Source organism: Antrihabitans cavernicola (genome assembly GCF_008297975.1).
GTDB lineage: Bacteria > Actinomycetota > Actinomycetes > Mycobacteriales > Mycobacteriaceae > Antrihabitans > Antrihabitans cavernicola.
Map to the genome: position 1 here is coordinate 51417 of NZ_VLNY01000008.1, position 24144 is coordinate 75560.

At 64.2% G+C, this 24144-nt stretch carries 22 protein-coding genes and 2 pseudogenes; 17 read left to right on the forward strand and 7 right to left on the reverse strand.

What is annotated here, in order from left to right; translation table 11 throughout:
- Window positions 1-17 precede the first annotated feature (17 nt).
- From FOY51_RS17290 to FOY51_RS17305, 4 genes are read right to left on the reverse strand one after another with little or no spacing between them, the layout of a single operon-like run.
- The gene (locus FOY51_RS17290; protein ID WP_353961375.1) at window positions 18-950 is read right to left on the reverse strand and encodes a PDDEXK-like endonuclease domain-containing protein; all 933 of its coding nucleotides are present in this window, start codon (window positions 948-950) and stop codon (window positions 18-20) included.
- Between the two features lie 34 nt (window positions 951-984).
- Window positions 985-2121 (reverse strand): RNA polymerase sigma factor, encoded by a 1137-nt coding sequence (locus FOY51_RS17295; protein WP_149431510.1) that lies wholly within the window; start codon window positions 2119-2121, stop codon window positions 985-987.
- On the reverse strand, window positions 2118-2531 hold the full coding sequence (locus FOY51_RS17300; protein WP_149431511.1) for a YciI family protein: 414 nt from the start codon (window positions 2529-2531) through the stop codon (window positions 2118-2120). The genes FOY51_RS17295 and FOY51_RS17300 overlap by 4 nt, the downstream gene beginning before the upstream one ends.
- 40 nt (window positions 2532-2571) lie before the next feature.
- Complete coding sequence (locus FOY51_RS17305; protein ID WP_149431512.1) at window positions 2572-3369, reverse strand: isocitrate lyase/PEP mutase family protein; 798 nt, start codon at window positions 3367-3369, stop codon at window positions 2572-2574.
- Between the two features lie 94 nt (window positions 3370-3463).
- Between FOY51_RS17305 and FOY51_RS17310 the strand changes: the two genes are divergently transcribed.
- The 8 genes from FOY51_RS17310 to FOY51_RS17345 all read left to right on the forward strand — a co-directional run bounded on the left by FOY51_RS17310 (window position 3464) and on the right by FOY51_RS17345 (window position 11901).
- Entirely contained in the window at window positions 3464-4090 is a 627-nt protein-coding gene (locus FOY51_RS17310) for a TetR/AcrR family transcriptional regulator (protein WP_149431513.1), read from the forward strand.
- Between the two features lie 13 nt (window positions 4091-4103).
- Window positions 4104-5057, forward strand: a complete 954-nt coding sequence (locus tag FOY51_RS17315; protein WP_149431514.1) for an oxygenase MpaB family protein — start codon at window positions 4104-4106, stop codon at window positions 5055-5057.
- A gap of 116 nt (window positions 5058-5173) precedes the next feature.
- Complete coding sequence (locus FOY51_RS17320; RefSeq protein ID WP_149431515.1) at window positions 5174-7549, forward strand: lysylphosphatidylglycerol synthase transmembrane domain-containing protein; 2376 nt, start codon at window positions 5174-5176, stop codon at window positions 7547-7549.
- 418 nt (window positions 7550-7967) lie between these two features.
- Entirely contained in the window at window positions 7968-9320 is a 1353-nt protein-coding gene (locus tag FOY51_RS17325) for an MFS transporter (RefSeq protein ID WP_149431516.1), read from the forward strand.
- Complete coding sequence (locus FOY51_RS17330) at window positions 9317-10078, forward strand: SDR family NAD(P)-dependent oxidoreductase (RefSeq protein WP_149431517.1); 762 nt, start codon at window positions 9317-9319, stop codon at window positions 10076-10078. The genes FOY51_RS17325 and FOY51_RS17330 overlap by 4 nt, the downstream gene beginning before the upstream one ends.
- Window positions 10079-10098: 20 nt before the next feature.
- Window positions 10099-10524 carry an RbsD/FucU domain-containing protein gene (locus FOY51_RS17335; protein WP_149431518.1) on the forward strand — a complete coding sequence of 142 codons (426 nt, stop codon included), beginning with the start codon at window positions 10099-10101 and terminating at the stop codon, window positions 10522-10524.
- Window positions 10521-11042 carry a gluconokinase gene (locus FOY51_RS17340; RefSeq protein WP_149431519.1) on the forward strand — a complete coding sequence of 174 codons (522 nt, stop codon included), beginning with the start codon at window positions 10521-10523 and terminating at the stop codon, window positions 11040-11042. The genes FOY51_RS17335 and FOY51_RS17340 overlap by 4 nt, the downstream gene beginning before the upstream one ends.
- Window positions 11043-11100: 58 nt before the next feature.
- Window positions 11101-11901 (forward strand): IclR family transcriptional regulator, encoded by an 801-nt coding sequence (locus tag FOY51_RS17345; RefSeq protein WP_149431520.1) that lies wholly within the window; start codon window positions 11101-11103, stop codon window positions 11899-11901.
- A gap of 131 nt (window positions 11902-12032) precedes the next feature.
- Here the strand turns inward: FOY51_RS17345 and FOY51_RS17350 are convergent.
- A pseudogene (locus tag FOY51_RS17350) lies at window positions 12033-12206 on the reverse strand (class I SAM-dependent methyltransferase); the annotation flags it as partial.
- A 122-nt stretch (window positions 12207-12328) separates the two neighbouring features.
- Here FOY51_RS17350 and FOY51_RS17355 point away from each other — a divergent pair.
- From FOY51_RS17355 to FOY51_RS17380, 6 genes and pseudogenes are all read left to right on the forward strand, one after another.
- Window positions 12329-13564, forward strand: a complete 1236-nt coding sequence (locus FOY51_RS17355; protein ID WP_149431521.1) for a lipase family protein — start codon at window positions 12329-12331, stop codon at window positions 13562-13564.
- 34 nt (window positions 13565-13598) lie between these two features.
- Window positions 13599-15157: pseudogene (gene fadD5, locus FOY51_RS17360) on the forward strand (fatty-acid--CoA ligase FadD5).
- 37 nt (window positions 15158-15194) lie between these two features.
- A complete protein-coding gene (locus FOY51_RS17365) occupies window positions 15195-15437 on the forward strand; it encodes a hypothetical protein (protein WP_149431522.1) in 243 nt (80 codons plus the stop codon).
- A 5-nt stretch (window positions 15438-15442) separates the two neighbouring features.
- A complete protein-coding gene (locus FOY51_RS17370) occupies window positions 15443-16336 on the forward strand; it encodes an SGNH/GDSL hydrolase family protein (RefSeq protein ID WP_187776368.1) in 894 nt (297 codons plus the stop codon).
- A 72-nt stretch (window positions 16337-16408) separates the two neighbouring features.
- Window positions 16409-16984, forward strand: coding sequence for a TetR/AcrR family transcriptional regulator (locus FOY51_RS17375; RefSeq protein WP_149431524.1), 576 nt, complete (start codon window positions 16409-16411; stop codon window positions 16982-16984).
- Window positions 16977-17810 carry an oxidoreductase gene (locus FOY51_RS17380; protein WP_149431525.1) on the forward strand — a complete coding sequence of 278 codons (834 nt, stop codon included), beginning with the start codon at window positions 16977-16979 and terminating at the stop codon, window positions 17808-17810. The genes FOY51_RS17375 and FOY51_RS17380 overlap by 8 nt, the downstream gene beginning before the upstream one ends.
- Here FOY51_RS17380 and FOY51_RS17385 read toward each other — a convergent pair.
- Window positions 17792-18850 carry an AraC family transcriptional regulator gene (locus FOY51_RS17385; RefSeq protein ID WP_149431526.1) on the reverse strand — a complete coding sequence of 353 codons (1059 nt, stop codon included), beginning with the start codon at window positions 18848-18850 and terminating at the stop codon, window positions 17792-17794. The two genes, FOY51_RS17380 and FOY51_RS17385, sit on opposite strands and share 19 nt — an antisense overlap.
- A gap of 90 nt (window positions 18851-18940) precedes the next feature.
- Between FOY51_RS17385 and FOY51_RS17390 the strand changes: the two genes are divergently transcribed.
- From FOY51_RS17390 to FOY51_RS17400, 3 genes are read left to right on the forward strand one after another with little or no spacing between them, the layout of a single operon-like run.
- A complete protein-coding gene (locus FOY51_RS17390; RefSeq protein WP_149431527.1) occupies window positions 18941-20425 on the forward strand; it encodes a flavin-containing monooxygenase in 1485 nt (494 codons plus the stop codon).
- Window positions 20422-22155: a GMC family oxidoreductase gene (locus tag FOY51_RS17395; protein ID WP_149431528.1), complete on the forward strand. Its 1734-nt coding sequence runs from the start codon at window positions 20422-20424 to the stop codon at window positions 22153-22155. The genes FOY51_RS17390 and FOY51_RS17395 overlap by 4 nt, the downstream gene beginning before the upstream one ends.
- Window positions 22139-22843 carry an acetoacetate decarboxylase family protein gene (locus tag FOY51_RS17400; RefSeq protein WP_149431529.1) on the forward strand — a complete coding sequence of 235 codons (705 nt, stop codon included), beginning with the start codon at window positions 22139-22141 and terminating at the stop codon, window positions 22841-22843. The genes FOY51_RS17395 and FOY51_RS17400 overlap by 17 nt, the downstream gene beginning before the upstream one ends.
- A 3-nt stretch (window positions 22844-22846) precedes the next feature.
- On the opposite strand, the gene FOY51_RS17405 is transcribed toward FOY51_RS17400, so the two are convergent.
- Window positions 22847-24115 (reverse strand): MFS transporter, encoded by a 1269-nt coding sequence (locus FOY51_RS17405; RefSeq protein WP_149431530.1) that lies wholly within the window; start codon window positions 24113-24115, stop codon window positions 22847-22849.
- Between the last annotated feature and the right edge of the window lie 29 nt (window positions 24116-24144).

Here is a 24144-nt window from a genome sequence, read left to right on the forward strand (position 1 = left end):
GGGGTGGATGCAACGGATCAGCGTCCCGTGAGTGCCCGACGAATCGACGCGACCACCAAGTCGGGGTCGTTCTTCAGCTGGTGCCACGTGAACCGGAGCACGTGCCAGCCAGCGTTGACCAGAACATTCTGTCGCTCTGCGTCGCTGTTGAACCGTGCGACATCGCGGTGCCACGCCCAGCCGTCCACCTCGATGGCAACACGAGCAGCGAGAAACGCTACGTCAATCTCGAAACCACAGCTGTGTACGTGCTGCTTCCAGCCGGTCAGGCCGGCTTCGCGTAGAAGCCGCTGCAACATTCGCTCGGCCTCGGACGCACCGCCTGCCCCCGCCGCACGCAACAGTCGGGCCGCGGCCGCGCTGCCGGTCCGGCCGCTGTTTCGCTCGTGAACCGCAAGCAGAATCGGCAACGACACGTGCCGCTGCAGTGCCCGGTCCATCATCACTGCACCGTTGGGTAGGACGACGGCAGCTTCGAGAACCGTCAACGGAAGGTCGGTCACCCATAGGCCGCGATGCTCGATGAGGTCTGCCCAGTGCAGGTCGCGTCGGCGGATTCGGATGTCGGGCCTCCGATGGAGCGACCGTTGAGCAGGGACGTTGACCCAGTGCTCGCGCGGTGGTGCATCGATCAGTCCGTGCCACCACGCCGCACTTGGCCCGTAGGCCGCGGCTTTGTCGCCGATGCCGTAGACGGCGGCGCGCATCCGCGCCGCGGGACCGGAGGTTCGATCTGCCCGCAGGTAAACGCCCGACGACAACCGTCGCCACTCCCCGGAGCACAGCCGTCGGCTCACCGAGTTGTGGGTCATTCCGGCGCCGACGGCCTGGTCAAGGGTGATGACGCCGTCCTGCTTCGCCATGATCGCGTTGATCCCTCGCGCCGTCATACCCACTTGGACGCTCGCGAACCCCGCTCTGGTTCCACCAGCCTGATCCGTTGCGCTCACCCCCGGATACCGGGAGCAAATGCAACGGATCGGCCTACGAATTTCGCAGTCGCGCAGCTTGCCTAGTGAGATAGTCGCGCTCGGCTTCGCTGGTCGCGGCTTGGGCGGCCTCGACGTACAACGCTGCCGCTCGGTCGGTATCGCCCGCACGCTCATGCAGATAGGCGGCTACCGCCTTGTGTCGAGGAACGCTCGCAGGCACTTGATCGAGCGCACGTAGACCGGCCAACGGACCGTCGACCTCGCCCACCGCCACCGCTCGGTTCAGCGCGACCACTGGACTTTCGGTGAGACTCGCGAGCTCGTCGTACCACTCCAAGATCTGCGTCCAGTCGGTCTCGTCGGCGGACTGGGCGTCGGCGTGCAACGCGGCGATCGCAGCTTGGGCTTGGTATTCGCCGAGCCGATCCTGCGCCAACGCGCCCTGCAAGGTCGTCACACCTTCCGAGATCAGCTGACTGTCCCACAGCGAGCGGTCCTGATCGGCGAGCGCAACCAGATCGCCGTCGTCGCTCCACCGCGACGCTCGACGCGCCTGGTGCAGCAGCATCAACGCCAGGAGGCCTGCGACCTCGGGATCGGCACTGCTCGCGGCGAGCTGGCGGGTCAGCCGGATTGCCTCTGCTGCCAGGTCGACTTCGCCGGTGTAGCCCTCGTTGAAGATCAGGTACAGGACATGCAGGACCGTGCGTAGATTGCCGAGCGTGGTGAGTCGCTGCCCGTCGATCGACCGCTTCGCTCTGCTGATCCGCTGCGCCATCGTCGATTCGGGCACCAGATAGGCGCGCGCGATCTGGGCGGTCGTCAACCCGCCGACAGCGCGCAGCGTCAACGCGATCGACGACGCCGGGGTGAGATCCGGGTGACAGCACAGGAACAGCACCTGCAGCGTGTCGTCGGCGTTGTTCGGTTCGCCTGGTGGCGGCTCGTCGTGGAAACGCTCTTCGCGGCGCCGACGCGCGGCCTCCGATCGGTAGCCGTCGACGAACTTGCGCCACGCAACCGTCACCAACCATGCGCGTGGCTCGTCGGGCAACGTGCCGTTCCATGTGAGAACAGCTTCGAGAAGAGCGTCCTGTACGGCGTCCTCGGCCGCCGCGAAACCGGCTCCACGGCGGACGAGGACACCGAGTACCTGCGGTGCCAGCTCTTTGAGCAGCGCGTCCGTCACTCGGTGACGACCGGCGTCTCGCCGTAAAAGGGACGGACCTCCAACCACTCCTCCAACGGTCGACCACCCGCGCCGGGAGCCGATGACAGATAGGCGGCGGCCTCGAATGCGCGCTCCTGCGATTCGACGTCGATGATCATCCAGCCCGCGATCAGATCCTTGGTCTCGGCGAACGGTCCGTCGGTGACCGGCGGCTTGCCCTCGCCGTCGTACCGGACGAACGTCCCCGACGGTGCGAGCGCTTGACTGTCGACGAATTCCCCAGTCGCAGTCAACTCGTCCGCGACGCGTTGCATGAACGCCATGTGGTCGGAAATCTCTTGCGGCGTCCACTGATCCATCGAGGTCTGCGCGTTGGGGCGCAGCTCCGGTCCGCCGCGGTAATGCTTGAGCAACAAGTACTTCGCCATGATCTTCTCCTTCGGATCGTGGTGACCATTCTGGCCGCCATCACCTCGGGGACGAAGCCGGCCGACCGTTCTCGACATCGTCGCGGTAGCGCACGAGCCGCGCTTGTAAATCCGGATACGACGCGGCACTCGGCAACGCACGCCCGTCGCGAACCGCGAGCGCAGCATCCGTTGCAGCCTGGATGGCCGCGCGATACGGCAACGATCCGGTGCTGACCCGCCGCACGCCGAGTTCGCCCAGTTCGGTCAGCGACAGCGTCGGGTGCACCAGAACGTTCAGCGGAACGGAAATCCGCGACGTCAGTTCGCGCAACAGGTCGGGATCTGTGGCGCCCGGGACAAAAATGCCATCCGCCCCAGCGTCGACGTAGCGAGCGGCACGATCTAGCGTCGCCGAGGTCGTGGCTTCTTGGTTCAACCAGTAGGTGTCGACGCGGGCATTGACGAACAGGTCGGGGCAACGACGTTTGATCGCGGCAACCTTGGCGGCGTGCGCATCGGGATCGATCAACCGCTCCGACGAACTGTCCTCGATGTTGATGCCTGCCGCGGGCAATTCGGCGGCGTAATCGGCGACGCGCTCGGGATCTTCGTCGTACCCGTCCTCGATGTCGACGCTGACGTGACACGGCAGGTAGGACAGGTCGTTGGCGAGTGCCAGGTTGGCCTCCCGCGTGGAGCGACCGCCATCCGGTTTCCCGATGCTCGATGCGACGCCGAAGCTCGTGGTGCCGACCGCGGTGAACCCGGCTTCGACGAATGCCAGCGCTGACGGCACGTCCCAGGCATTGGGGAGCAGCAACGGCCGCGGGCGGTTGTGCAGATCGCGAAAGGTCATGTTTCGACGCTAACGCCGCGATGGTTCGGTGGCGGCGGAAGAATCTCGCGTTGGCTATTGCGATCGAATATTCACACCTGTAGCTTTATTATTCATGAGTGTAGGAACTTCCGGATCGCGCCCGCGTGCCGCGCATCTCGGGCCCGAGCGGCGACGTCCGCAGATCCTCGACGCGGCACTCGAGATCGCTATAGGCGAGGGCGTTGCCGCTGTGACGATCGGTGCCGTCGCCGACAAGCTGAACGTCACCCGACCTGTCGTGTACTCGTGCTTCGGCGATCGAGTCGAGCTGATCAAAGCGATGCTGCGCCGTGAGGAGCAGTACCTCCTCTTCGGTGCGATAGCCGCGCTCCCGCGGGGTCGGGTGAACGCCGACGAGCAGGTGTTCGTCGATGGGTTTCGCGCGCTGCTGACCACCGTCGCCGAGCGGCCCGAGTCCTGGCGCATCGTCTTCGATGCCGATCCGGATCCCGCTGTTGCCAATCTCTTCGGCCGTGGCCGATCGGTGGTCGCGGACAGCTTCGCCCGGGGCATCAAGCCGACCCTCGAGTTCTGGCAGACCAAGGACATCGAACGAAAGCTGCCTGTTCTCATCGAACATTTCATGTCCGCCAGCGAGGGCGCGGTGCGCTCCCTGTTGAACGAATCCAACGACTGGTCGGCGGTGGAACTCGCCGAATTCATCGGTCCCGCCGTCTATCGCGCCTTCCGGCACGCCTGAACAGGAGAAGATCATGGGTGAAGCACACGCAATTGCCAAGGGCGGCTGGCTGTTCGATCCGCACCGACGCCGAAACGACTTCGGCTTCTTCGGCCCCGATTCGCCGACGTGGAAGGTGTGGACCAATCCCACTGCGCTGATCGGGTTTCAGCGGTCCGTGGTGCTCGAGCATTTCGATCCGTTCCTCACCGCAGCGGTCGCCGACGAGCGCGGGATCTACACCGATCCCCGCGGTCGACTGGACGGCACGCTGTCGTACTTCTTGCTCGCCGCTGTCGGTGACAGTCGGGCGGCGATCGAAGCATCGGAAACGCTGCTGCGGGTACACGCGAAGGCGACCGGAATCGAGCCGATCAGCGGAAAGCGTTACAGTGCAAACGATCCGGCCTCGCAACTGTGGATCCATGTCACCGGCTGGCACTCGGTACTCAAGTGCTACGAGATGTACGGACCCGGCAAGCTGAGCGCGGCGGACGAGGCTCGGTACTGGACCGAGTCGGCCATGGCGGCCGAGCTGCAGACGTGCAAGGCGGCAGACATTCCGAAATCCCGCGACCAGGTGCGCGACTACTTCGCCGCAACCCGCCCCCGACTGTGTTCCTCCGAAAGGGCAGTCGAGGCAATGCATTACCTGTTGCGGACTCCGTACAGCAGTGGCGGACTGCCACTGTGGGGATTGAGTCGGCTGATCGCTCCTGCGACCATCGCGTCGCTGCCGAAGTGGATGCGTCAGCTCGGCGACTTCGACCAAACTCGGTTGCTGGACCGGGCTGTCGTCCCCGCGGTACGACCGGTCGTGGCGGTGACGACCAGTCCGCGGATCGAACTCGCGATCATCAAGGCGGTGTTGCCGATGACTCATGCCGTGCTGGCGCAGCACTATTTCGGCAAGCCGCCGGTCGAGGCGGAGACGTTGACGCCCGCGCAGGCTCGCGAGTTGTACAGCGTGCGTTCGGTCACCGCCTGACCTACCGCTCGGACCCAGTCCGGTGACAATCCGGCATATTCGGTCGCTCGCACGATAGGTTGACTCAGAGCCGACGGTGGACGCAGCTCTACATCGACCGAAAGAGCCATTGCGACATGCGAGTTGACGGGCGGGAGATTCCGGTTACCGGCCGGCTGCTGCAGCCGTTGATTCGACGGACCACCGACATCGTCCGCGTCGTAATTGCGGCAATTGTCGTAGCGACCGTGATCGCGGGTTCGCTGATCACGCGTAATCAGTGGCAGGCGCTGGAGAATTCGGTTTCCGACATCGTCGGTGTGCTCAGCCCGGATCAATCGAATGCGGTGTACCTGATCTACGGCATCGCAATTCTGGCGCTCCCCTTCGCGATTCTGATCGAGCTGATCGTGAGCAGGCAGTGGAAGCTGCTGGCGGGTTACGCCGCCGCGGGTCTCATTGCGGGCCTTGCCCTCTCCATCACCGGTACTGGAATCTCCACCCCGGATTGGCATCTCGACACCTCCCAGCGCCTCGACACCTTCCTCTCGCAATTCCTCGACGATTCGCGCTGGATCGCGATGCTCGCCGCTGTGCTCACCGTGTCGGGTCCGTGGCTGCCGGTGAAGTGGCGGCGCTGGTGGTGGACATTGCTGTTGGCTTTCGTGCCGATCCACCTGTTCGTCAGCACCGTGGTGCCCGCCCGTTCGCTGCTGGGACTGGCGGTGGGCTGGCTGGTCGGGGCGATCCTCGTGCTCCTCGTCGGCACTCCGGCGCTGGAGGTGCCGCTGGAGGCGGCGGTGCGCTTGCTCGCGAAACGCGGTCACGTCGTGACTGGTTTACGCGTGCTGCATCCCGCAGGCGCTCGACCGCTGATCCTGTCGGCGACGACGGAGCGCCCCGAGTCCGACCTGATCGTCGAGTTGTACGGCCAGAATCAACGCAGCGGTGGTGCCCTGCGGCAATTCTGGCGCTGGCTTACCTTCCGTAACAGTGAAAGTGCGCCGCTGCATGTATCGATGCGTAGGGCGGTCGAGCATCGCGCCTTGATGGGCATCGCGATCAACGATCTGGGCGTCGGGTGCAGCAAGCCGGTGGCGGTGTCGGCGTTGTCGCGAGGCTGGGAGATCTACGCGCACAGCGCACTGTGCGGGACCACGTTCGACGCGTCCACCGACGACGGTGTGTTGGCGGGTGTCTGGGATTCGCTGGAGACGTTGCACGCCAACCAGATTTCCTACGGAGATCTGCGCGGCACCGAAATCCGAATCGAAAACGGCAGAGCGCTGTTCGGCGGTTTCACCAATGCAGAGCTCGGCGCATCCGACGCTCAGTTGCAATCGGACATCGCGCAACTGCTGATGACCACCACCGCCAAGTTCGGCGAAGAGCGCGCTGTCCGAGCCGCTATCGCGGCGATGGGCAAAGATGCCGTTGTCGACGCATCGGGTCGACTCACCAAATCCGCTATGCCGTCGCGTATTCGGAGGTCCGTGCACGATGCCGCCGCGGTCATGAAGTCGGCGCGCGAAGAGGTGCTGCGGCAGACCGGTGCCGAGGAAATCAAGTCGGAACAGGTCACCAGATTCAGCCGCAACCAGATCATCCAGCTGGTGCTGCTGATCGCACTGGTCTATGTGGCGTACCCGTTCATCAGTTCGGTTCCCACCTTCTTCACCGAGCTGCGGACCGCGAACTGGTGGTGGGCACTGGCCGGACTCGGCGTCTCGGCGCTCACGTACGTCGGTGCGGCTGCGGCGCTCTGGGCGTGCGCACAGGGTCTCGTGAAATTTCACAATCTGGTGATCATGCAGGTGGCCAACACTTTTGCGGCGACAACGACGCCGGCGGGTGTCGGTGGACTGGCATTGAGTGTGCGGTTCCTGCAGAAGGGCGGGCTCGGGACCGTCCGCGCGACGGCCGCCGTCGCCCTGCAGCAAGCCGTGCAGGTGATCACCCACGTGGGGTTGCTACTCATCTTCAGCGTCGCGGCGGGCACCTCGGCGGACCTCTCGCACTTCGTGCCCGATCCCACCGTCATCTATCTGATCGCGGGCGCGGTCCTCGGCGTGCTGGGCACCTTCATGTTCGTGCCGAAGCTACGACGGTGGCTGCGCGATTCGGTGCGCCCGCAGGTGGCCGAGGTTCTGAGCGAACTCGGCGATCTCATGCGTGATCCCAAGCGGTTCGCGATCATCGTTCTCGGTTGCGGTGCAACCACTCTCGGCGCCGCGCTGGCGTTGTGGGTCAGCGTGGAAGCATTCGGTGGCGGCACCACGTTCATCACCGTCACGGTGGTCACGATGATCGGTGGGACGCTGGCGTCCGCGGCGCCGACGCCCGGCGGCGTGGGCGCTGTCGAGGCCGCTTTGATCGGTGGACTCGCCGCATTCGGTTTGCCTGCCAGTATCGCGGTGCCGTCGGTTCTGCTCTATCGCGTCCTGACCTGCTGGTTGCCAGTGTTCTGCGGCTGGCCGACGCTGCGATGGCTCGATTCGAAGGACATGATCTAGGCCCGACGGTTTGCGTCCATGTAGTTCGGTGGCGACAGTTTCCGAGGGGTGGGCGGCCCGGGCGTGCGCTGGACTGGTGATACAGCCGGTGGTGTGAGCGATTAACGAGGCACCGCAGTGTGATCGACCAGCCATTGCTGCTCGAAGTCGTGAAACACGTCGCCCCGTTGCTGTCGCACCCGGAAAGCCAATGCGCACCAACACTTCCCACGCCGAAGCAGATACGGCGGATTCTGCATCTCAGGTGATCGAGATTTCGAGGGGCTTGCGAAACGCACCCGACGGTCGGACATTGGGCCGAATAGTTTCGACCAATGTGTGCAACTATTGCACACCTAGTGTGATTAACGCTACAGTTTGGCATGCAGCGCATCGAGTCCATTCGACGCGCGGTCGTGCCCAACGAGGAGAGTCCCGAATGAAGCAGGCAATCAAAACGCTAGGAGTGTCGCCCCGCGACGAATTGGAAACCGCGACGATGCGGCAGGTGCGATGGCGAATCCTGCCGTTGATCGTGCTCCTGTACCTGATCGCCTACATCGACCGCAACAACGTCGGATTCGCCCGGTCGGCGATGGAGTCCGATCTGGGGCTGTCCGACGCCGCGTACGGGCTCGGCGCAGGCATCTTTTTCATCGGCTACGTGCTGATGGAAATTCCCAGCAACGCCGGGATGTACCGGTTCGGAGCGCGTAAATGGATCGCGCGGATCCTGATCAGCTGGGGCATCATGGCGACCGCGATGACGTTGGTGCACAACGAGATGTCGTTCTATATCATTCGATTCCTGCTCGGTGCCGCGGAGGCCGGCTTCTTTCCTGCTGTGCTGTTCTACTTCACGTTGTGGTTCCCTGCCGCGCAACGTGTCTCGGTACTCGGCATCTTCGTGATGGCACAACCGGTGGCGAACGCACTCGGTTCGCCGATGTCGGGTGTGTTGCTCGATCTCGACGGCACCTGGGGCCTGCAGGGTTGGCAGTGGATGTTCCTCGTCGAAGGCGTGCCCGCGATCGTGCTCGGCGCACTCGTGCCGTTCCTGCTGACCGACCGGCCGGCACACGCACGCTGGCTCGCCGACGACCAGCGGATCTGGTTGACCGCCACGATGGACGCCGAGAACGCTGCCAAAGCGTCGACCGCACACCATCCGTTCCTTGCCGGACTCAAGGATCGCCGCGCCTGGGTCTACGGTGCGTTGAACTTCGGAATGGTGTGCGGTATTTACGGATTGGGGTTGTGGCTGCCGACGATCGTGAAGGGTTTGGGCGATTACAGCAACACGACGCTGGGCTGGCTGGTGATGATTCCCTACGCCGCCGCTGTGCCCTGTGTCTACTACTGGAGCCGTCGGGCGGACCGAACCGGCAAACGAGCGCTGCACGCTGCGATCAGCCTGACCACCGCCGCGGTCGGCCTGCTCGGCGCCGCCTATCTGTTCTCGCTCAGCCCGGTGCTGGCGCTGATCATGTTGTGCGTCGCCGCGATCGGCATCTACTCCGCCATAGCACCGTTCCTGTCGATCCCGTCGGCGGTATTCGCCGGCGCCGCGGCAGCCGCAGGCCTCGGACTGGTCAACTCGTTGGGCAACATCGGAGGCTTCGTCGCCCCGTACATCGTGGGGCTGATCAAAGACACCACGGGCAGCAACCCGATCGCCCTCACGTTTCTCGCTGCCTGCCTGATCACGACCGCGATCATCGGCTACCTGTATGCCTCGCGCCGCCCCGAAGGCGACGCCACCCTCACAACACAAGGAGCAACCCAGCCATGACCACCACACTGACCGGCCGTACTGCCCTCATCACCGGCGGCGGCGTCGGCATCGGACGCTCGATCGCGCAACACTTCGCCGAAGCCGGCGCGCGCGTAGCCGTCACCTACCGTACGCACGAACCCGACTCGACTTTCCATGACGCCATCGTCGCCGCCGGTGGGCATCCCCCACTCGCATTCGCCGTCGATGCGACCGACCCGACGCAAGTCCGGGCAACAGCGGACAACGTGGCCGGCGAATTCGGTGGCCTGGATATTCTGGTCAACAACGTCGGCGGCCTCGTTCAGCGTGCCGGCCTCGCCGACCTCGATCTCGACCTGTGGCACACCATCCTGCAAGTCAACCTCGACAGCACCTTCCTCTTCAGCCACTACGTGCTGCCGCACCTGCGCCCGGGTACCGGTCGCATCATCAACGTCGCGTCCCTGGCCGGGCACACCGGCGGCCATCCCGGTGCGCTCGCCTACGCCACGGCGAAGGCCGCGATCTTCGGCTTCACTCGATCACTGGCGAAAGAACTTGCCCCGCAACACATCACGGTGAACGCACTGGCACCGGGATTCATCGAAGCGACGCCGTTCCACGACACGTTCACCACCGCCTCGTCCAAAGCCGCCACCATCGACACCATTCCGGCAGGTCGCGCCGGCAACCCCGACGACGTCGCGGGACCCGCACTGTGGCTCGCCTCGGACCTGTCCGCGTACGTCACCGGCACTATCACCGACATCAACGGCGGCCAGTACTTCCACTGACCCCGATCCAGGAGTTCCCCATGATCACCGGCACCATAATCCACCCCGACATCGTCGACCACCTCGCCCGCACCGGGCACGGTGGCAGGGTCCTCGTCAGCGACGCGCACTGGGCATCCTCCACTCGGATCGGCAGCCACGCCCACGTGGTCCACCTCGGCCTGCGCCCCGGCCTGCCCACCGTCCCCGATGTCGTCGCCGCCGTTCGCGACACCGTGGCGATCGAGCAACTCGTCCGGATGCGACCGTCGCCCGACGCCGAGCCTTGCCTCGTGCAACGAGCCACCGCCGAACTCCTCACCGGCGTGCCTATCGAGATGGTCGAGCGCGAACAGTTCTATCAACTCGCCACCGGTGACGACGTCGCACTCGTCGTCGTTACCGGCGACATCCGCCGCTTCGGCAACGCCCTGTTACGGGTCGGCGTCACCACGGAACGTTCATGATCGGCCACGAAGATTATACTCCTGCAACGGTTCTCGTCATCATGGGTGTGTCCGGCACCGGTAAGTCCACCATCGCGGCGCTCCTCGCAGGCAGCATCGGCTGGCAGCTCGTCGAGGGCGACGATCTGCACCCCCCGACCAACATCGCGAAGATGTCGGCCGGGATCGCGTTGACCGACGCCGACCGAGACCCCTGGCTCGACCTGATCGCGCAACGCATCGGCAGTGCCACGAGCCCGCTCGTGCTGACCTGCTCGGCGCTCACCCGCCGCGCCCGCGACCGGATATACCGGCCAGGGGTCGTGTTCGTGCACCTGCAGGGTGACAGAGTGCTCATCGAACGGCGACTGCGGTCCCGACTGGATCACTTCATGCCCGCGTCACTGCTTTTATCACAGCTCGCCACCCTCGAACCGCCGAATCCCGACGAGCCACACATCACGGTCGACGTCGGCGGCGATCCCGCTGACATCACCGCCGCGATCAGACGCACACTCGACCTTTCACCGACACGCTAACCTGTGCATATACCGCACACGACGCGGTGATTGCGCACACGAAGGGACGCCCAGCCCTATGGCCCAAACAGTCCAGCGCGCCATCGACATCCTCGAGTTCTGCAGCGTCAAGCCCCGCACCCTTCGCGAGATCAGCGACATGTGCGGGGTCCACCGCACGACCGCCCTTCGCCTGCTGCAAACCCTCGAACCCTGCGGATTCGTCCGCAAGAACCAGCACGGCCGCTACGGCGTCGGATTTCGCCTCGCCGCACTCGCCGAATCCGCCCTGCGCCAATTCGACCTACGCACAGTGGTGCACGACCACATCGAGGAACTCAGCGAAAAGGTCGGACACACAATCCAATTCGCAGTAGTCCAGGACGACCACATCGTTTACGTCGACAAGATCGAGCCCGCCGACTCGATCCACCTCGACACCCGCATCGGTGGGCACGTCGTCGTCCACACCGCTGGCGTGGCCAAAGCCATTCTGGCGAACTCCAGCGACGAGATACGCGCCCGCATCCTCGACCGCAGCGGCTTCCAGCATTACACCGACAACACGCTCACCAGCCGCACAGCATACGACGCCCGCCTCGCCGAGACCCGCCGTACCGGCTGGGCGTACGACGACGGCGAGTACGAAGACATCTCCAACTGCATCGCAGCACCGGTCTACGACTACGCCGGCGACGTCGCCGGCGCGATCAGCATCACCGCACTCAAACCGCAACACGACATCGCCGCACTCGAGGCCTTGCTGCCCGACCTGCTCGCCACCACCGACAGCGTCTCGCACGCGCTCGGCTATATGCCGTCCACCGGGCGCACGGCTACCCGCGGAACCGACCACAACGTGGTGTCACCGGTGACGTGACCACTGTCGGTCCTCGACGAGGTCGCTGCCCGGCGGAGTTGCAGGCTGAGCTATCGAGATCGAACTGACAGTCCGGTGGGCAAACCAACAGTATTCGCCAGTTCCGCTTCTGACGTGTGTCACCTGTTCGGTTATCGGGCGAGGCTGAACTGCATGATGTCGATGTAGCCGTTGCGGAAGAACTCGGCACACCCGGTCATGTATTTCATGTAGGTGTCGTAGGTGGCTTCGTAGGCAATGTCGATCGCCTCGGCTCGTCGACGCTGCAGCGCGGCCGCCCAATGGTCGAGCGTGCGCGCGTAATGCTATGCGCGCCCTGCCGCGCTGCAAGCTCGGGAATCGTAGTCTTCGCAACCCGGGCTCGGCACTCCGTTGCGCCGTGTTTAACTGGGGTGCACGCTCGGGGCGTTCTGGCGGGAAGTTGGATATGAAAAGTCGTTCGGCATGTGCGGTCATCGCGTTCGCCGCGGCCCTGGTGGTCGGTTCGGGATTGACGGCGCAGGCGGATCCGATCTCCGATCTGATCAACCCCAGCCACGATCCCGCTGCGTATCTGCCGACGCCGCTGGGTGATCCATGGTTCGACCCGCCCGCGGGCTTCGAGAACCTGGCTCCTGGGACAGTTCTGAACACCCGCTCGGTCACGGTGCCACGCATCGCCACACCGGCGACCACGACGCAGCTGCTATTCCGCTCCACCGATTCCAAGAACCGTCCGATCGCGGCCGCCACCAGCGTCATCGTCCCGACCGCGCCATGGACCGGTGCCGGTCCGCGACCGATCGCGTCGTACAACATCGCCATCGACTCGCTCGGCAACACCTGTGCGCCGTCGTACACGCTGCCGCGCGGCACCGCAGGCGAGATGGACTCGATCAGCGACTTGGTGGCCCGCAACTTCGCCGTCGTCGTCACCGACTACGAAGGTCCGCGGCAGGCATACTCGGCCGGGCTGGTTTCCGGGCACACCGTCCTCGATTCGGTGCGCGCCGCCGAGAACCACGCCGAGTTGGGGCTGTCGAAGTCGTCGCCAGTCGGGATCACCGGGTATTCGGGTGGCGCGATCGCCTCCGGTTGGGCTGCCCAGTTGGCCCCGACGTACGCGCCGGAACTGAACATCGTCGGCGTCGCGTTCGGTGGGGCACCCACCGACTACAACCTGCTGCACAGCTCGCTCAACGGACATATCGGATCTGGCTTGTACCTGGCCGCGACCGCCGGGCTCACCCGCGAGTACCCGGAGTTGGGTCAGTTCAACAACGACAACGGACGCCGCTACGGCCTGCTGCAGAAGGACCAATGCGCCGACGTGCTGTCCTACGCAGGCATCTTCATGTTGTCGCAGGAGCAACTGTCGGAGAGTCCGAACTCGTTCACCAACCCCATCGTGCAGAAGGTCATCGCCGAAAACCGCATGGGCGGTGCAGCTCCGAAGGCGCCGATCTTCATCTACCAAGGCATCCAAGACGTGTGGATCCCGAAGGAAGGTGCGGAAGCCGTGTACGACGAGTGGTGCGCCAAGGGTGCGTCCGTCCGGCTCGAAGAGACGCCAGGCGACCACACGACCATCGGAAACACCGCGCGGCCGGGCGCCATCGCCTGGCTGGCGCAGCGCCTGAACGGTCAACCTGCGCAACCGGGCTGCAGCAGCATCGGTCGCTAGATCGCCGGACTGTGACGCCGGTTACGGTATCGGTATGAGTGAACTGCTCGGCCAGCCGATGCGATCCCGACGCAATACCTGGAACAACCAGGTTGCGATTCATGCGCAGACCAAGCCGACCGATCCAGCGTTGCGATTCGTCGGTCAGGACACCTCGTGGCAACAGCTCCACGATCGGTCCGAGGCACTCGGTGATGCGCTTGCCCGGCGCGGTGTGAGTGCCGGCGACCGAGTGCTGATCGTGCTGCTGAACCACGCCGAATACATCGAAGCGGTGTTGGGTATCAACACAATCGGTGCGATTGCGGTTCCCGTCAACTTTCGGCTCACACCGCCGGAGCTGGCGTACATCGTCGCCGACAGTGGTGCAACCACGGTCCTGACCGAGCCCGCGTTGGCCCCGCTGATCGCGGCTGTGCGGCAGCAGGCAACAGCACTGGACACGGTCATCGTGCTCGGCGACACGGCCGACGACGGCAACCTGAGCTACGGCGACCTGATCGCCGAACAGGGCGATCCGCACCCTGAAATCGACGTGCGCGAAGATTCCCCTGCGCTCATCATGTACACCTCGGGCACGACGGGGCGGCCGAAGGGTGCGGTGCTGTCCTACGGCAACATGAACGGCCAAGCGCTGACGATCATTCACGCGCAACAGATTCCAGCCGGCGACGTTGTTTTCGTGACGGCGCCGCTGTTCCACATCGCCGGACTCGGTGGCATCGCGGCCAACCTGGTGGTCGGGACGCTCACGGTGATTCACCCGCTCGGCGCCTTCAATGCCGCTGAGCTGCTGGACGCATGGGAACGTGAACGGGCCACCTCCGCGTTCTGGTGCCGGTGCAGTGGCAGGCTGTCTGCGCCGAACCCGGTGTGCGAGAGCGCGATCTGGCGCTGCGCGTGATCAGTTGGGGCGCGGCACCCGCGTCCGATACCGTGCTGCGCGCGATGTCCGACACGTTCCCGGACGCGACCAACATCGCGGTGTTTGGGCAAACCGAGATGTCGCCCATCACCTGCGTGCTGGAGGGCAAGGACGCATTGCGCAAGATCGGATCGGTCGGCAAGCCGATTCCGACCATCGCAACCCGCATCGTCGACGACGAGATGAACGACGTTGCCCAAGGTGAGGTCGGCGAGATCGTCTACCGGGGTCCGACGATGATGCAGGAGTACTGGAACAAGCCTGCCGAGACGGCGGATGCGTTCCACGGCGGGTGGTTCCATTCCGGTGATCTCGTGCGCCAGGACGAGGAAGGCTTCATCTACGTCGTCGATCGCAAGAAGGACATGATCATCTCCGGCGGCGAGAACATCTACTGCGCCGAGGTGGAGAACGTTCTCTACGCGCATCCGAAGATTCGCGAGGCCGCGGTGATCGGGCGACCCGACGACAAGTGGGGCGAGGTGCCCGTCGCGGTCATCGCATTGGCGGGTGACGACGACGTCACGCTCGACGAACTGACGCCGTTTCTGAACGACAACCTGGCTCGCTACAAGCACCCGAAGGACCTCGTCGTCGTTGCCGAGCTGCCCCGCAACGCCAGCGGCAAGGTCCTGAAACATACGCTCAGAAAGCCGCTTGCGGAGTAGCGTCGATGGTGAGGCTTTCTATAAGAGGGTGAGCTGCATGGCTACTGATTCAACCAAGGAATTCCCGTCGAGGACGCCCATCATCGGCATGTTCATGGTTTTTGCGGCCATGGCGATCGTGGCGGTCACGGCGTACCAACATGCGGGCTGGTTCTCGATCATCGGCTACGCGATCGCCCTGGTGGTCGCGGTGTTCGGTTTCTGGTTCACCTTCCGCGATCTGTCCGATCCGGACGCGCTGCCCCGCCAGCCGGGTCCGCAGGACCGTCGGGTTCCTTGATCGGCGTGCGCGCACGATCGATCGGCGCCCTTGTCCTGGCTGCCGCCGCCGCGGGTGGATTCGGCACGCAAGCGTCGGCAGCACCCGCGTACAGCGAGTACGTCGCGCTGGGCGACTCGTGGTCGGCCGATGTGTCGGTGTTGAACGCGACCACGCGATTCACGCCTATTGCCTGCGCGCAGAGCAACGCGAACTACCCGAAGCAGGTTGCGGCGGCTCTCGGGGTCGCAGTGTTTCGTGATGCGACGTGCGGAGGTGCGACCACCGCTGACATGACGTCGCCGCAGCAGATTTCGCAGGTAGGTGGATTGCTCGCCGGTGTGAATCCGGCGCAGTTCGATCGACTCACTCCGACAACCGATTTGGTGACTGTCGGCATCGGCGGCAACGATGTGGGCTTGGCCGACGCGATCATGGGGTGCACCAGCAACGTCGACGTCGGGACGCCGTGCAAGGACCGTTTCTTCAAGGGCGGAGTCGACACGATTTCGGTGAAGACCCGCGAGACCGAAGCCAAGATCGTCGACGTGATCGCCGGGATACGGGCTCGATCGCCGAAAGCGAAGATCGAGCTGGTCGGATATCTCGACGGCGTGCCGACCCAGCGCGGCTGCTTTGCGACGATCCCCATCACCGACGGCGACATCACCTGGATCGGCCAGAAGCTGGTCGAACTCGATGGCGTGATGCGGAGTGCCGCGGCAACCGCGGGCGCGAATTACGTCGATACGTACAGCACCAGCATCGGACACGACGCCTGTCAGGCACCCGGCGTGCGCTGGGTCGAAGGACTCGTTCCGTTCTCCAGCGATCCGCCTGGGCCTGCGGTTCCGTTCCACCCCAACCAACTCGGAGCCGACCATCAAGCGCGCGCAGTCCTCACGGCTCTCGGACGCTGATCGGAAACTCGGTTGCCAGCTTAACCTAATTACCCTAGGGTAAAAACTAGGGATATTAGGAAGGGCATTCCCGTGGCACGGGCTGGACTGACTCAGATCAAATTGGTGACCGCTGCCGGTGACCTTGCGGATCGCATCGGATTCGACAACGTCACCATCGCGGCGCTGGCGCGCGGATTCGGTATCAAGGACGCCAGCATCTACTCGCACATCAAGAATCTGCATGATCTGCGCGTGCAGGTGGCGTTGTCCGCCGCCCAGGATTTCGCCGACCGGATCGGTGCGGCGGTGGCGGGACGATCCGGCAAGGATGCGTTGGTCGCATTCGCCGACGCGTACCGGGAATTCGCCGTTCACCATCCCGGTCGCTACGCCGCGACGCAGATGCAACTCGACGCCACGACGGCGGAATCGTCACCGGCGTATCGGCGAATTCTCGACACCACCTACGCGCTCTTTCACGGCTACGGATTGACAGAGCCGGATCTCACCGATGCAGTCCGGTTGCTGCGCAGCTTCTTTCACGGCTTTGCCGCTCTCGAGGCCTCGGGCGGATTCGGCCATCCACGCGGGCTGGCGACGTCGTGGCAGCGCGACCTCGATGCCCTCGATTTCACGTTACGACACTGGAGCAGTACTCATGACTGATCGCGTTTGGTTGATTACCGGCAGCAGCTCGGGCCTCGGCCGCGCACTTGCCGAAACCGTTGTCGCCCGCGGTGATTCGGTCGCAGCCACCGCGCGTGATGTCACCGCCCTCGCCGGCCTGGCCGACCTCGACGGGGTCGGGACGTATCGGCTCGACGTTACCGATCGCGCGTCCATCGAAGCGGCAGTGGCGGCGGCCGAACACGACTTCGGCCGCATCGACGTACTGGTCAACAACGCAGGTTATGCCCTGCTCGGTGCGTACGAGGAAATCGGCGACGCGGAATTGCGGACGCAGTTCGATACCAACGTGTTCGGAGCGATGAACGTCGCACGCGCGGTTCTGCCCGGTATGCGCCGCAGGCGCGACGGATGCATCGTGCAGATGTCCTCGTTGAACGGTGTGGTTCCCGGGGCGGGCGGCAGCGCGTACGTGGGATCGAAGTTCGCGTTGGAGGGCATGTCCGAGGCATTGGCCGCCGAGACAGCGCACCTCGGCATCAAGGTGGTGATCACCGAAGCTGGGCCGTTCCGAACGGATTTCGGCGGAAAGTCGCTGCACTGGGGAACGCCGATGGACGACTACGATGACGTCATCGGGCCTGCCCGTGCTGCATTCGAGGCGTCGCACGGCAGCCAGCCCGGTGACCCGCACCGGGCCGCGCAAGCCATCGTCGACGCCGTCGATCTGGCCGACCCACCACTGCGCCTGCCTCTCGGCGGTGAGGCATTCGAGCTGATCGAGCAGTATTTGAGCGCGCGCTTGACGGAACTTCCCGCCGCAGCCGCGATCGGCGCGGACACCGCCTACCGCGAGCTGGTCTGACGGCTATCGGCCGCACGGTGGCGAGCCAACGGTGTCTCGCCGAACCAGCGCTTGAACGCGTAGATGAAGCTGGACGATTCCGCATAGCCGAGCCGAACTGCGACGTCTTCGACCGACAGCACACCCGTGTCGAGCATCTCTACCGCCAGCGTCGCCAGCACCTCGTCGCGCAGGGCGCGAAAGCTGGTGCCCGCGTCATCGAGTCGTCTGCGCATGGTGCGACTGCTCATGCCCAGTTCCGCTGCGACACTGTCCATATCGACCGTGGCGTCGCCGATCCGTGTCAACTCGTCACGAACCGATCCGGCGATACCCGATCGCTTTCGCCGCCGAGCCACCAGTTCACGACACTGCGCTTCGCACAGCGCGACCGTGTTGCGATTGCCCTGTCTCAGTGGTCGATCGAGATAGGCGATATCGAACGTGCTGATGTTCGACGCCGCGTCGAAGGTCGGTGTGCTGCCGAACAATTCTTCGTAGCGGATCGTCGACGGTGGCGCGCTCTGGCGAAACATCATGCGATGCAACAGAATCGGTGAACCCAGCAGATCGTTCATGACGGTGACGATCGCCGCGAGATCGCGGTCCACCAAGAAATCGCGGACATCCTCGGGTACGGAACGGTCGTGCAACTCCATCCGGATCTCGTCGGACGCAAGTTCGACTGTCGGCGTGCAGAAGGCGAAGCTCAGATCCAGGTAACGGAGTGCGAGTGCGATGGCGTCACGCAGCGTTGGACTGCTCAAGCATGCGAAGCCGAAGATTCCGAACGTCGTCACGTTGTACCTGCAGCCGACGTCGAGTCCGAGCGATGGTCGCTCGCCCAACGCTCGCGTCAGGTTGCGGACGACGACCAGTTCCTGCTGGGCGGTCACCTGCAGGGCGGGATCGGTGAGATCGTCGATAGCGAGGCCGGACGCGCTCAATAGATCTTCCGCGGGCACTCCCTCGGCTGCGCCGAACTCGACGAGCAGTGCGATGCTCGCGATGCCGCGCGGGAAGTTCCAGTTCCGCACCGCGGGCATCGCAACTTCCGGCATGGTCAGAGTCTTCCCGTTCTGGCCGAATATCTCAATTTTCTGTCCGAACGTACCTTCCGTCGTGGCCGCAGACAGGAATAGCCTGGCGTCATGTCGTCAGCACAGCCTTCCGTCATCATCATCGGCGCGGGATTCGGTGGTCTCGCGATGGCGCTGCAATTGCAGCGGTCCGGCTTCGACCGATTCACCATCCTCGAGAAGGGTGAGTCGGTTGGCGGTGTATGGCGCGAGAACACGTATCCGGGCGCGGGCTGCGACATTCCGTCGCCGCTGTACTCGTTCTCCTATGAGCCGAACCCGGTGTGGCCCAAGCGGTTTTCGATGCAGCCCGATATCCTCCAGTACCTGAAGGACGTCTCGGGCAAGCGTGGCGTGACTCCGAAGATTCGATTCGGGACGGAGGTGACCAGCGCCGAGTTCGACGCGGGCGCTGCGCATTGGCGCGTCTATACCGCTGACGGCGTCGAGCATCACGCGGACGTGTTGGTCAACGCCGTCGGGCAACTGTCGCGACCGGCCATGCCGAATATCCCGGGCGTCGAGTCGTTCGCCGGAGCGTCGTTTCACTCCGCCGAGTGGGACCACAGCGTCGATCTCACCGGCAAGCGGGTCGCCGTCATCGGGACCGGTGCCAGTGCGATCCAGTTGGTGCCTGCGATTCAGCCGGACGTCGAGCAACTGACATTGTTTCAGCGTTCCGCCGCGTGGGTGGTGCCCAAGCCGGATGTCGAATACAAGCCGTGGCACCACGCCATGTTCCGGATGGTTCCGCCGACCCGGTTGTTCGAGCGGTTCGCGATCTGGGGATTTTGCGAAATGATGTCGCTGGGCCTCGTCGATGTCCCTGCCATCAGGCCGCTGGTGGCACGAGCGGCGACTCATCATCTGCACAAGCAGGTGACCGATCCGGCTCTGCGCGAGGCGCTCACTCCCGACTATGCGCCGGGCTGCAAACGCGCGCTGTTCTCCAACGACTACTTCCCAGCGTTGGCTCAACCCAACGCTGCGGTGATCACTGAGTCGATAGCTGAAATCACGCCGACGGGTGTCCGCACCGCCGACGGGACTGTGCACGAGGCTGACGTGATCGTCTACAGCACCGGCTTCAAGACCAACGAGTTTCTCGCGCCGATGACGATCGTCGGGACGGACGGCGCGGCATTGGCGGACGAGTGGCGTGGCGGAGCGCGCGCCTATCTCGGAATGACGGTCCCCAAATTCCCCAACATGTTCGTGATGTACGGCCCCAACACCAATCTGGGTGTCGGGTCGATCGTCTACATGCTGGAGTCGCAGGCGCGCTACATCGCCGAGTTGGTAAAGGAGTTGGCCGAACGGCCGGGCACGTATATCGATGTCAAAGCCGACGTAGAAGAGCGGTTCGACGCCGAAATACAAAGGCGGCTGGGCAAATCCGTGTGGACGCTCTGCTCGAGTTGGTATCGCGACGCGGCAGGCCGGATTCCGAACAACTGGCCAGGCACTGTGACGTCCTATCGTCGCCGAACCCGCAAGCCCGATCTCGGCGACTTCGCGATCCATTCCAAGCACGAGCACCGGGGAGCGCTACGGTGACCTCGTTCGACTACGACGTCGTAGTAGTCGGCTCGGGATTCGGCGGCAGCGTCAGCGCGTTGCGCCTGACCGAAAAAGGTTATCGGATAGGTGTTCTGGAGAGCGGACGGCGATTCGCGGACAGCGAGTTCGCGAAGAACTCCTGGCATCTGCGTGAGTATCTGTGGGCACCGAGGTTGGGATGCTTCGGAATTCAGCGGCTGACTTTGCTGAAGAACACCTTCGTCATGAGCGGATCAGGTGTCGGTGGCGGGTCTCTCGTCTACGCCAACACGCTGTACGAACCGCCGGAGTCGTTCTACCGGGACAAACAGTGGGCGCACATCACCAACTGGCGAGACGAATTGGCCCCGCACTACGACCAGGCCAAAAGGATGCTCGGCGTGACCACCAATCCAGCGACCACCCCGGCGGATCGGGTCATGCTCGAGGTGGCTCGCGACCTGGGCATCGAAGGTACGTATCGTCGTACTCCGGTCGGCGTGTTCTTCGGAGCGGACGGTGTGAAACCCGGAACGGATGCGCCTGATCCCTACTTCGGCGGCGCAGGCCCGGCCCGGCGATCGTGCACACACTGCGGCGAGTGCATGTCGGGCTGCAGGCACAATGCGAAGAACACCTTGGTGAAGAACTATCTGTACCTCGCGGAACAGGCTGGTGCACAGGTGCATCCGCTGACCACCGTCGTCGATGTCCGTGCCCTGGCCGGCGGCGGCTACGAGATACATACGGTCCGAACCGGTCGTTGGGGGCGCAAGGACCGCGTCGTCTACACAGCCGAGCAGGTGGTGTTCGCCGCGGCATCCCTCGGTACCCAGCGCCTGCTGCACCGGCTCCGCGACAAGGGTTCACTGCCTGACATCTCGCCACGACTCGGTCTGCTGAGCCGCACCAACTCCGAGGCCGTGCTTGCCGTCAAATCTCGCAACGCCGGCAGCGACTTCACCCGTGGGGTGGCAATCACGTCGTCGATTCATCCCGACGACCACACGCATATCGAGCCGGTGCGCTACGGCAAGGACAGCAACGCGATGGGCCTCCTGACCACGGTGTTGGTCGATGCCGAAACAGGCAAGCGGCGGTGGGCGCTCGGGCTGCGCGAGATGCGACGAAACTGGCGGGAACTGCCGCGTATGCACAATCCTCGGCATTGGTCCGAGCGCACGATCGGGCTGCTGGTGATGCAATCCGCGGACAACTCGATCACCACGTTCACCAAGCGTGGACTGTTCGGGAAGAAGATGACCACCAAACAGGGTGTCGGCGAACCGAATCCGGAATGGATTCCAGTGGGCCACGATGTCGCGCGCAGGCTTGCCGCCAAGATCGACGGCAACCCGATGGGAGCCTGGAACGACCTCGCGAACATCCCGGTGACCGGACACTTCATCGGTGGCTGCGCCATCGGTGACTCTCCCGATACCGGCGTCGTCGATCCGTACCATCGGCTCTTCGGCTACGACGGATTGCACGTGATCGACGGTTCGACTATCTCCGCGAACCTGGGCGTCAACCCGTCGCTCACCATCAGCGCGCAGGCCGAGCGGGCAATTTCGCTGTGGCCCAACAAAGGCGAGCACGACTCTCGGCCGTCTATCGGCGCGCCGTACGCGCGGGTGTCGCCGATTCCACCGATAGCGCCGGTGGTCCCCGCACATGCGGTGGGCGCTCTGCGGCTCCCGATATTTCCACTCACCGACGTAAGGACGACCCATGACCACAGCGCGTGACGAACTGACCGGCGTCGCCGGTGTCGTCGAAACCATGCTGGATCAGGCGCTGGTCGACACACTGCCCGCCAACGACGCTCCGGCACCGTGGACGGTGACCTGTTCGGCACTGGTGTGGAATACGTTGGGCGGCAAAGCCGCCACTGCAGCGCTGCCGTCCGGGCTTCGCGACGATGTGTCAGCGTTGAACGTGACCGGTGGCGTAGTGCGGTATCAGGACACGCCGGTCGGAACCTACGACGAGGTGTTCGGGGCGGTCGGCTTTCGGCAGGGCCTGGGGATTCGCGCATCGGTCACGTTCATGGCCGTCGACTCGCCTGCCAGTTTGGTCGGCGGACGGACCAACTGGGCGATGCCGAAGACGCTGGCGCAGTTCGGTGGATCCATCGAATCCGGTTCGACGATGACGGCAGACAGCGCCGCAGGAACGGCGTGGCACGTGGAAGCGAAGCCGCGAGCCTTCGGTCCAGCGATCCCCCTCATATCCGCTTTCACTGTGCTGCAGCAATTTCCGAGCGGCGAGGTCAAGGCCTCGAAGATGAATGCTCGTGGCAGAGGGCGAGCGGCATTGATCGACGTCGGCGTCAGCGCCGACACCTCGCTGCCCACCTGGCTGCGCTCCGGCAAGCACCTCGGGATGTTGGTGGAGACGATGACCTTCACTCTCGGCGAGCCGCGCGCGGTGTGACCGTCACGTCGGTGCGGCCGCCAGCGCAGTGTCCTGCGTCCCGAATTGGATTCCTTTGCGTTCCTTGCCGAATGCGGTCAGCACGATCACACAGATCAAGACTGGGATGATGGTCGCGGCGAGCGCGAACGGGTAGCCGTGCGATTGGGCGAGCGATTCCTGGATCGGAAGGTTGAAGGCCGCAAGGCAATTGCCGAGTTGATACGTGACGCCGGGATAGAACCCGCGGATCTCGTCGGGAGACAATTCGGTGAGGTGTGCGGGAATGATGCCCCACGCGCCCTGCACCATCACCTGCATCAGGAACGACCCGAGAATCACCATGCCCAGCGCCGTCGAATAGGCGAACAACGGAACGATCGGCAAGGCGATGATGGCGCAACCGATGATCAACGTTTTGCGCCCGTACTTCTCGGACATCCCACCCGCGATGATGCCGCCGATGATCGCGCCGATGTTGTAGATCACGGCCACCCACGTCGCGGTGCTCTTAGCCAGCCCCAGCCCGCCGTCGCCGGCCTCCTTGAGGAAGGTGGGATACACGTCCTGCGTGCCGTGGCTCATCCAGTTGAACGCCGTCATCAACAGGATGAGGAAGACGAAGCGACGCCAGATGGTGGGGTTGGAGAAGATGGTTCGGACGCTCGTCTCGGTGAGCTTGACCCGCTCCTTCGCCGACTTCCAGACCTCGGACTCCTCGACCCGCGAGCGGATGATCAGGCTGATCAGCGCGGGGACGATGGACAGCGCGAACATCCAGCGCCAGCTCAGGCCCCACCAGGTGTTGACGACGAGGAACGCGAGCGACGCGAGCAGGTATCCCATCGAGTAGCCGCTCTGCAGCAGCCCGGAGAAGAAGCCGCGTCGCTCCGCGGGGATCTTCTCCATCGCCAGCGCGGCGCCGAGTCCCCATTCTCCGCCCATGCCGAGGCCGTAGAGCATGCGCAGGATGATCAGGACGGTGAAGTTGGGCGCGAAGGCGCAGAGAAATCCGACGATGCTGTAGAACACGACGTCGGTCATCAGCGGGATGCGTCTGCCGACCCGATCCGCCCACAACCCGAAGATGAACGCCCCGACCGGACGCATGATCAGAGTCATCGTCGTGATCAGGGTCATCCGCGGCAGCGATACTCCGAAATCCTTTGCGATATCGGCATAGATCAGGACAACGAGAAAATAGTCGAACGCATCCATTGCCCAACCGAGATAGGCGGCGGCAAACGAATTCCGTTGATCGGATGTGAGCGGCGCATGCGTCTTGGCTGGCATCGACGTGACCCCTTCCGTGCAAACACTCT

Excerpts from the sequence above, each read along its gene's own strand:
- FOY51_RS17335 (WP_149431518.1), top strand. The coding sequence starts at position 10,099 with ATGATCACCGGCACCATAATCCACCCCGACATCGTCGACCACCTCGCC.
- FOY51_RS17355 (WP_149431521.1), top strand. The coding sequence starts at position 12,329 with ATGAAAAGTCGTTCGGCATGTGCGGTCATCGCGTTCGCCGCGGCCCTG.
- FOY51_RS17315 (WP_149431514.1), top strand. The coding sequence starts at position 4,104 with ATGGGTGAAGCACACGCAATTGCCAAGGGCGGCTGGCTGTTCGATCCG.
- FOY51_RS17300 (WP_149431511.1), bottom strand. The coding sequence starts at position 2,531 with ATGGCGAAGTACTTGTTGCTCAAGCATTACCGCGGCGGACCGGAGCTG.
- FOY51_RS17400 (WP_149431529.1), top strand. The coding sequence starts at position 22,139 with ATGACCACAGCGCGTGACGAACTGACCGGCGTCGCCGGTGTCGTCGAA.
- FOY51_RS17340 (WP_149431519.1), top strand. The coding sequence starts at position 10,521 with ATGATCGGCCACGAAGATTATACTCCTGCAACGGTTCTCGTCATCATG.
- FOY51_RS17390 (WP_149431527.1), top strand. The coding sequence starts at position 18,941 with ATGTCGTCAGCACAGCCTTCCGTCATCATCATCGGCGCGGGATTCGGT.
- FOY51_RS17320 (WP_149431515.1), top strand. The coding sequence starts at position 5,174 with ATGCGAGTTGACGGGCGGGAGATTCCGGTTACCGGCCGGCTGCTGCAG.
- FOY51_RS17405 (WP_149431530.1), bottom strand. The coding sequence starts at position 24,115 with ATGCCAGCCAAGACGCATGCGCCGCTCACATCCGATCAACGGAATTCG.
- FOY51_RS17325 (WP_149431516.1), top strand. The coding sequence starts at position 7,968 with ATGAAGCAGGCAATCAAAACGCTAGGAGTGTCGCCCCGCGACGAATTG.
- FOY51_RS17385 (WP_149431526.1), bottom strand. The coding sequence starts at position 18,850 with ATGCCGGAAGTTGCGATGCCCGCGGTGCGGAACTGGAACTTCCCGCGC.
- FOY51_RS17310 (WP_149431513.1), top strand. The coding sequence starts at position 3,464 with ATGAGTGTAGGAACTTCCGGATCGCGCCCGCGTGCCGCGCATCTCGGG.
- FOY51_RS17365 (WP_149431522.1), top strand. The coding sequence starts at position 15,195 with ATGGCTACTGATTCAACCAAGGAATTCCCGTCGAGGACGCCCATCATC.
- FOY51_RS17305 (WP_149431512.1), bottom strand. The coding sequence starts at position 3,369 with ATGACCTTTCGCGATCTGCACAACCGCCCGCGGCCGTTGCTGCTCCCC.
- FOY51_RS17380 (WP_149431525.1), top strand. The coding sequence starts at position 16,977 with ATGACTGATCGCGTTTGGTTGATTACCGGCAGCAGCTCGGGCCTCGGC.
- FOY51_RS17345 (WP_149431520.1), top strand. The coding sequence starts at position 11,101 with ATGGCCCAAACAGTCCAGCGCGCCATCGACATCCTCGAGTTCTGCAGC.
- FOY51_RS17330 (WP_149431517.1), top strand. The coding sequence starts at position 9,317 with ATGACCACCACACTGACCGGCCGTACTGCCCTCATCACCGGCGGCGGC.